The following is an 8338-nucleotide window of genomic DNA, read 5'->3' on the forward strand; positions in this document are numbered from 1 at the left end:
GAGGCGAACGGCCATGACGCGTTGACGCAGGGAAATGTTTTTGATTTTTTTCTCTTCCTTTCGAAGGGTTCGTGGCGTCCATCCATGGTCATTGGTGATTTTCAATCGTTTCATTCCGTTTCCGCTCTTTTTCTTCGTGAAGTACCTAGGAGCAGTATAACCGGGGTGGAAGCCACTTATACGGACGTTAATGTTTCAATGTGCATCTATATATATAGATGCAATTTGAAGCTTTACCATTTGCAACTTTTACCGAGTATTTGATCGACTGTCGGGCGACCGAACAACGCCGCTTCCAGACCTATTATATGGGTCTGGAAGCAGGCGGTTGTTCGGTCCTTCGTCACGCCAAGGCGTGACGGAGAAGCCTGTGGCTTTCCTCCGACAGTCGAAAAAGGGGCAAACCGCTTTTCCTCAGGGATATGTTAAACTTCTTCGTTGCATCTATATAGTTTGCAACACAAAGATGGTTGGTAATTTATAGGGAGGAGAAGGAGAGATCGGCGGTAGCTACCATCATGAAAAATCAAGAAGATTTTTATGTAATATTTTATTACATTAAATGTTATAAAAAATCTAAATTTTCTATTGACAAAAATAATATAATCAAATTAATATGTATTTAGGTTATAAAAAATCACATGAATGAATATACGAAATATTTCAATTCATTATTATGTAATAAAATATAACAATTGAAATGTAAAAGATACTTAAAATATTGTTGGATTTTTGAATTTTTTACATATACCTTTCTTTTTTCTAGTTGTCTAAATACTAGTCGTACGCTTGAAACTGAAAAAGTAGTTGCTAAAAGGGGGTGATGCCGGGGAAGAGTGTAAGAAATGAACTTAAAGTAGCCTTGGTTTTCTGTGTATGCATTAATAATAACTAACTTGTTGAGGGGATGTATGAACGGTCGGTTTAGGTGGAAAACGTGATTTTGGTCCAATCGTTAGGGATGATCATGAACCTATTTTTCATGAAGAATGGGAAGCAAGAGTACTTTATTGGAGGAGAAGGTATGGCTGTAAAAAAACCAACGATTGAACAATTAAAAAGAATTGCAGAGGAGTTTCATCTCACTCTCACGGATGATGAACTATCTTTATATCAAGAATTAATGGAAGGTACAATTGAATCCTACAACCGTTTAAATCAGCTTGTAGAACCTAGCCTCCCAGTAAAATATCCACGCACTCCAGGGTATCGCCCAAGCGCTGAAGAAAATCCATACAATGCATGGTATTGGAAAACTAGCATAAAAGGAAATAGTACTGGAAAATTAGCGGGGAAAAAAATTGTCCTAAAAGATAATATAAGTCTAGCAGGTGTTCCTATGATGAATGGTTCAGCTATTCTAGAAGGTTTTGTACCTGACGAAGACGCTACCATTGTAACTAGGATACTTGATGCTGGTGGAGAAATTGTAGGTAAAGCGGTTTGCGAAGATTTGTGCCTATCTGGAGGCAGTCATACTTCTGCAACAGGCCCCGTCTTAAATCCACACGACCCTACTAGATCATCAGGCGGTTCTTCTAGTGGAAGTGCAGCATTGGTTGCTGCAGGTGAAGTTGACATGGCAATAGGCTGCGACCAAGGGGGATCTATTCGGATTCCTAGCTCTTGGTGCGGCGTGTATGGTCTAAAGCCTACATACGGGCTTGTTCCTTATACTGGGATTTTTCCAATTGAACAGACGATAGATCACACTGGTCCTATTGCTAGAACTGTTGAGGATGTCGCTTTGCTGCTTGAAGTGATAGCTGGGGCAGATTGCTTAGACCCAAGACAGTCGGGTTTAGCAGTGAAACCATACACAGAATCACTTGTTGGTCATGCTAAGGATATTAAAATCGGAATCGTAACGGAAGGCTTTGGCTGGGACGGTCTGTCCGAGGAAGATGTAGATCATTTAGTGAGAGAAGCCGCGCATTCTTTGAAAAATAGTGGAGCAACAGTGGAAGAAGTATCGATTCCCATGCATCGGGATGGCATTCACATCTGGAACGGGATTGGCATAGAGGGGCTTACTTCCTTAATGGTCAAAGGCAATGGCATGGGAACGAATTGGAAGGGACATTATAGTACGAAACTTCTTGATGCCTATGGGAAAGCACGCAAAATACGAGCCAATGAATTTTCCGATACAGTGAAAATGACAATCTTGCTTGGACAGTATATGCAGGATCAATATAACGGGAAATATTACGCGATCGCACAAAATCTGGCTCGAACATTAAAACAAGCCTATGATCATGCACTAAAAACATATGATGTGCTGATTATGCCAACAACACCGATGAAGGCGACAAAAATTCCTTCTTCGGATGCTTCAAAGGAAGAAATTATAACGAGAGCTTTAGAAATGATTTATAATACTGCACCATTCAATGTTACAGGACACCCAGCCATGAACGTCCCGTGCGGAAAATCCGAAGAGCTGCCTGTCGGGATGATGATCGTTGGAAGACATGGCGAAGATGACATGGTTTTGCGTGTTGCTCATGCCTTTCAGTCGACACATGAACGTGTTGCTACAATATAAAGCTAACTTGTATTGCTAGATAAAAGAATCACAGGAATAAGGCCCATGTATAAAAAATCTTTTTAAAAAAATACTGAATGTTCGGAAAGAAGAAGTTCTGTACAGAGTGTTATTTTTATCTCACAACAGACAATGCTAAAACTTAAAGACAGTACAACATTGCTATTTTATTTATTGTAGCTACACATCTATCTTGGGAAAGGAAAAATAATATTTTACAGAAGAAAAAATCTATTAGATGAAAGAAGAGTATGAAATACTGATTCTACAGTTGATTGAAAAATTCTTGAGTATAATACGAAACCAGCGCCAATAACTGAAACACAGGATTTTTAGGATGTGAGTAGAGTGGAAGGTCAATCGATTATTAGCGTGGGAATCGATATCGGAACAAGTACGACAAAATTTATTGTAAGTCATTTAAAATATGCAAAAGTATCTAGTCATTTTTCTTTGCCTCGCTACGAAATTGTTGAGAGAAAAATTGTGTATGAAAGCCCTATGTACTTAACGCCGTTAAAAGAGAAACGGGATGAAATTGATTTGAAAACTCTCACGGGATGGCTTGAAGAGCAATATAAAAAGGCAGGAGTGAATGTATCAGAAGTAAAATCTGGCGCTGTGATCATAACCGGCGAAACCGCAACGAAAAAAAATGCAGAGAGCATTCTACATTATTTAGCTGAAAAATCGGGGGATTTTGTAGTTGCCATTGCTGGTGCTAGTTTGGAAGCGTTGCTTGCCGGCAAAGGATCTGGTGCTTTTTTGCGATCTAAAGAAGTGAAAGGAACAGTTGCTAACATTGATATTGGGGGTGGAACAGCGAATGTTGTACTTTTTCGGAGAGGAAAAGTATTAGGTACCATTACCTATCATGTTGGTGGAAGATTAATCGAATTAGATCAGAATGGTGAAATTACGTTTATATCCCCATCTATTGAACCATGGTTACATTCGAAAAATTATCGACTGGAGGTAAAGAAAAAAATTTGTTTTAAAGAAATGCAGCAGATTGTCCAAGAAATGTGCAAAGATATGCTGAATTCGTTAACCGGTCAGAAACCGATCCGGTTGGATGATTCGCTAATTCACAGCACGAGTTTTCAAGTGATTCCTCCTATCGATGAGGTGATGATTTCTGGAGGAATTGGTCAGTTGCTTGAGAAAGAAGCTCCTAAAACGATCTATGACACCGCTGTCTATGGAGATATCGGTCCGCTTCTTGCACATGAAGTAGTAAAGGAGATTGAAAATTGTTCGTTAAAACTAATAAAAGCGACGCAAACATCTCGTGCAACGGTAATCGGAGCCGGGATGCAAAGTGCAGAAATTAGTGGGGCTACTATACATGTTGCCCCGTCACGTCTCCCGATCCGCAATTTACCAATCATGATGATTGAGCTAGACAATGAACAAATAAAAAACAGAGATTATGTGTATGAGCAAATCAAACATGCGATGATCGAGTGGAAGCAATACTTTCAAGGGGAACAAGAAATTCCTTTTGCCATTCATATTCGAGGGATTTCTTATTGTTCATATGCAGTATTAAAAGAAGTAGCCAAGATATTATTTTCGCTTTATGAAAAATACTTTCCGAGGAATCCTGTTTTAGTAGTCATCTGTGAAAACGATATTGCGAAAGCACTTGGACAATTGCTAGTGCTTCAATCTAACAATAAAGTAGATATCATTTCGATTGATCAAGTTGTAGTTGAACAAGGTGACTACATTGATATAGGAGAAACAATCAATCAAAGTATGGTTCCTGTAGTCATCAAAACGTTGGCTTTTATGAAAAATTAGGAGGTGATTCAATTTGAAAACAACGATCACATTAATGGGAAAAACTTATCAATTTAAAAGTTTGAAAGAAATTATGGCAAAAGCAAATGAAGAAAAATCAGGTGATCAGCTAGCGGGTATTCATGCGCAAGATGCACAAGAACGTATTGCAGCAAGACATGTTTTATCAGAGCTAACTCTTGCTGATATTCGAAATAACCCGCTTTTGCCGCCAGAAGAAGATGAGGTGTCACGTGTCATAGAGGAAGGGGTTAACGAAAAAATTTACGCATCAATTCGAAATTGGACGGTTGCGGAACTTCGTGAATACCTTCTATCACCAAATGTAACGAACAACGAAATCACTCATATTCGCCGAGGATTAACAAGCGAGATGATTGCCGCAGTAACGAAGATTATGACAAATTTGGATTTGATCCAAGCGGCATCAAAAATCACAGTAGAAACACGTTGTAACACAACGATTGGTCAAAAGGGACGATTAGCAGGGAGAGCGCAGCCTAATCATCCTAATGATAATTTACAAGGAATCAAGGCAGCGATTTTTGAAGCATTGAGTTACGGCGTTGGGGATGCGGTTATTGGAATTAATCCGGTTATTGATACGGCAGACAGTGTGAAGGCGATTTTAAATATGACAAAGGAGTTAATTGAGAAGTGGAATATTCCGACGCAAAATTGTGTTTTAGCACATGTAACAACACAAATGAGGGCGATTAAACAGGGAGGGTCAGCAGATTTATTATTTCAAAGTTTGGCAGGTACTGAACAGGGAAACAAAGCATTTGGCATTAGCGTGGAATTGCTAGATGAAGCAAATGAACTGATTCTAAAAGAAGGAACAGCCGCTGGTCCGAATGTATGGTATTTCGAGACAGGACAGGGATCGGAACTGTCAGCAGATGCTCATCATGGTATTGACCAACTAACGTTAGAAGCTAGGTGCTATGGGCTGGCCAAGCGATATAAGCCGTTTATAGTGAATACAGTAGTGGGCTTTATTGGCCCCGAGTATTTATATAACAGTAAACAAGTGATTCGTGCGGGACTTGAGGACCATTTTATGGGAAAACTTCATGGCTTGCCGATGGGAGTGGATGTTTGTTACACCAATCATATGAAAGCGGACCAAAATGATATGGAAAACTTAGCAGTCCTCTTGGCTGCAGCGGGTGTCAATTTCTTAATCGGTGTGGCTATGGCAGATGATTGTATGCTAAATTATCAATCTCTTAGCTTCCATGACATTGCCACACTAAGAGAATTGCTTCACATGCGACCGGCTCCGGAGTTTGAGCGCTGGTTAGAAAAAATGGGGATTATGGAAAACGGAAAGTTAACATCAATAGCTGGTGATCCTACTTTATTTTTATAAGCTATAAAGGTGGTGGTATGTGAAATGAATCAAGCGGATATTCAACAAGAGAAGTTGATTATGGAATTACAGACCAAAATATCAGACAAAATAATCGATAAAGACGAAGATGAAAAAAGTTTTCATTACACTGTGGTTGATTGGTCAACATATGTCCCAAATCCAAAATTTCCTGAAGGAATTGATGAATTGCGAAAAGTAACTCCTGCACGTATAGGGGTATGGAGGACGGGGACACGTCCACTGACGAAAACAATTTTAAAATTACAGCTTGATCATGCTGCAGCTGTTGATGCTGTTAACGGAGAAGTCTCTGATAGTTTACTTAAAGAATTTAATTTATTTACAGTAGAGACTTGTTATGAAAATAAAGAAGTTTATTTAAAGAGACCAGATAAAGGGCGGGTTCTTACAGAAGAGGCAGTCAAAATGATCCAAGAAAAATGTGTGAAAAATCCTCAAGTACAAATCGTTGTTTCTGATGGATTAAGCGCAAGTGCGATTGAGGCAAATCTCAGAGACATTTACCCAGCATTGTTGGATGCATTAGAAGTAAATGGGTTAACGCAAGGAACTCCTTTTTTTGTAAAAGGTGGAAGAGTAGCATGCATGGATCATATCGGTGAGATCTTGCAACCAGAAGTTCTTGTCCTTTTAATTGGAGAGAGACCAGGTCTTGTTTCTGCCAATTCTATGAGTGCTTATATGTGCTATAGACCGAGAAAAGGAACTATAGAATCGGAGAGAACTGTGATTTCTAATATTCATTCAGGAGGTACTCTTCCTGTTGAAGCTGGTGCCTATATTGGTACGATTTTAAGAAAAATGATTGATCAAAAAGCTAGCGGACTTCATTTAGAGCTTTAACATAATTATTAAGGGGGAAGGATAGTGTGGTGAACAATTCTAATCATTTGCAAAAGGCGTTAAAACCAATTCATTTATGGGGAATTGCAGTAGGAATGGTGATTTCAGGCCAGTATTTCGGATGGAATTACGGATTTGAGCAAGGTGGAACGATAGGATTAGCGATTGCCGCGATTATTGTCACTATTTTTTATACGACTTTCATATTTAGCTATTCAGAACTTTCTACATCCATTCCACACGCTGGAGGACCATCCGCCTATGCAAGAAAAGCGATGGGTCCTTACATGGGGTTTATGACGGGATTAGCCTGTTTACTTGAATTTGTTTTTGCTCCGCCTGCCATTGCTGTTGCGACTGGAGCCTACATTAACTTTTTAATTCCAAGTATTAACGCTGTGTATGCTACAGTGGCTGTTTTTTCATTTTTTATTTTAATTAATCTAATAGGTGTAAAAGGAGCCGCAATCATTGAGCTTGTTGCTACTATTTTGGCATTGATTGGTTTAAGTATTTACTACGTCGCTGGACTGCCTCATGTAAATAGCTCGGCGATATTTAATGATATGTCATTTTTTAACGGTTGGACAGGAGTATTTGCCTCTATTCCTTTCGCTATTTGGTTTTTTCTTGCTATTGAGGGAGGAGCGATGGCAGCAGAAGAAGTTCGTAATCCTAAAAAGGATATACCAAAAGGATTTATTTCTGGCATTTTGACATTAGCGACTGCAACCGTTCTTACATTGCTTGTAACAGCTGGGCTCGGCGGAGGAGAAGGAAAACCTGCTGATTATCCGCTTCCGCAAGCGTTAGCTGGCGTTTATGGTGAAAATAATATTTTACCAAAAACGGTCGCCATTATTGGTTTGTTTGGGTTAATAGCAAGTCTGCATGGCATAATCATTGGTTACTCCCGACAAACGTTTGCATTAGCCAGAGCGGGATATCTGCCTAGATTCCTCTCTAACTTATCAAAAAGAGGAGTTCCGCATTGGGGATTAATTGTACCTGGTATTATAGGAGTAGTTAGTGCTGGTTCTGCTAGCTTTGCCAATGCTTTGATTATCTTATCTGTATTTGGTGCGATTACCATGTATTGTTTGAGTCTCATATCGCTGTTTGTATTGCGGAAAAAAGAACCTCATATGGAACGACCTTTCAAGGTAAGCTATCCAGTTGTTCCGGGAATAGCACTCTTTTTAGGTATTATTTCGTTCTTTTGCGTATTAAAATATAGTGTGTTAACTACAAACCTCCCTCTCTTCGGAATTGAAATTCCATTAATCGCTGTAATTTTGTTCGTATTTGGCGCGGGAAGCATTTACTACTTCTTAGTAGGTGCTAAGAACATTCGTCCAATATCTGAGGAATTTGTATCTATCGAAGATGTAGCATCTAGTCAGCAGAATGTATCGTTATAAGCTTTATAAAAAACCCGTGGTGCTAGATAAACTCAAACAAGCATAAAAATAGCCCTTGCATGAGGATCCTCTTAAAATGAAAGTGCAACCAACCATTAAAAAGGAGGATCCCTATGCAAGAGCACTTTCATTTTACTACAGATCGGGCCAAGATTCAAAAGCAATATGCCGCCATTTTCGTTTTTGTTTCTGCTCAACTTTCATGCATTCAGGTGCATCTTCATCGTCGAAATCGCCATTTGGTCAAGCAAGAGGACGCTGTCATCATCGCCATTCATCTTTTAGGAAAGTTGCTCGGTTTTACTTCTGAACGGGCGTGGC

The 8338-nt window shown here is 39.4% G+C and carries 6 protein-coding genes and 1 pseudogene; all 7 read left to right on the top strand.

Annotated elements, in window-relative coordinates; genetic code table 11:
* Nucleotides 1-951 precede the first annotated feature (951 nt).
* The gene (locus ETC02_RS18445) at nucleotides 952-1050 is read left to right on the top strand and encodes a hypothetical protein (protein WP_128082664.1); all 99 of its coding nucleotides are present in this window, start codon (nucleotides 952-954) and stop codon (nucleotides 1048-1050) included.
* Nucleotides 1025-2548: an amidase gene (locus ETC02_RS15690; RefSeq protein ID WP_171698404.1), complete on the top strand. Its 1524-nt coding sequence runs from the start codon at nucleotides 1025-1027 to the stop codon at nucleotides 2546-2548. The genes ETC02_RS18445 and ETC02_RS15690 overlap by 26 nt, the downstream gene beginning before the upstream one ends.
* 348 nt (nucleotides 2549-2896) lie before the next feature.
* Nucleotides 2897-4354 carry an ethanolamine ammonia-lyase reactivating factor EutA gene (locus ETC02_RS15695; RefSeq protein ID WP_033012669.1) on the top strand — a complete coding sequence of 486 codons (1458 nt, stop codon included), beginning with the start codon at nucleotides 2897-2899 and terminating at the stop codon, nucleotides 4352-4354.
* A gap of 13 nt (nucleotides 4355-4367) precedes the next feature.
* Complete coding sequence (locus ETC02_RS15700) at nucleotides 4368-5729, top strand: ethanolamine ammonia-lyase subunit EutB (RefSeq protein WP_044742387.1); 1362 nt, start codon at nucleotides 4368-4370, stop codon at nucleotides 5727-5729.
* Between the two features lie 24 nt (nucleotides 5730-5753).
* Nucleotides 5754-6596 (top strand): ethanolamine ammonia-lyase subunit EutC, encoded by an 843-nt coding sequence (gene eutC, locus ETC02_RS15705; RefSeq protein WP_020279289.1) that lies wholly within the window; start codon nucleotides 5754-5756, stop codon nucleotides 6594-6596.
* A 26-nt stretch (nucleotides 6597-6622) separates the two neighbouring features.
* Entirely contained in the window at nucleotides 6623-8017 is a 1395-nt protein-coding gene (gene eat, locus ETC02_RS15710) for an ethanolamine permease (RefSeq protein WP_060788216.1), read from the top strand.
* 113 nt (nucleotides 8018-8130) lie between these two features.
* Nucleotides 8131-8338: pseudogene (locus tag ETC02_RS15715) on the top strand (IS982 family transposase); the annotation flags it as partial.

This window comes from Geobacillus sp. DSP4a, assembly GCF_013096875.1.
In the GTDB taxonomy this organism is placed as follows: Bacteria; Bacillota; Bacilli; order Bacillales; family Anoxybacillaceae; genus Geobacillus; species Geobacillus thermophilus.

Excerpts from the sequence above, each read along its gene's own strand:
- ETC02_RS15690 (WP_171698404.1), top strand. The coding sequence starts at position 1,025 with ATGGCTGTAAAAAAACCAACGATTGAACAATTAAAAAGAATTGCAGAG.
- eutC (WP_020279289.1), top strand. The coding sequence starts at position 5,754 with ATGAATCAAGCGGATATTCAACAAGAGAAGTTGATTATGGAATTACAG.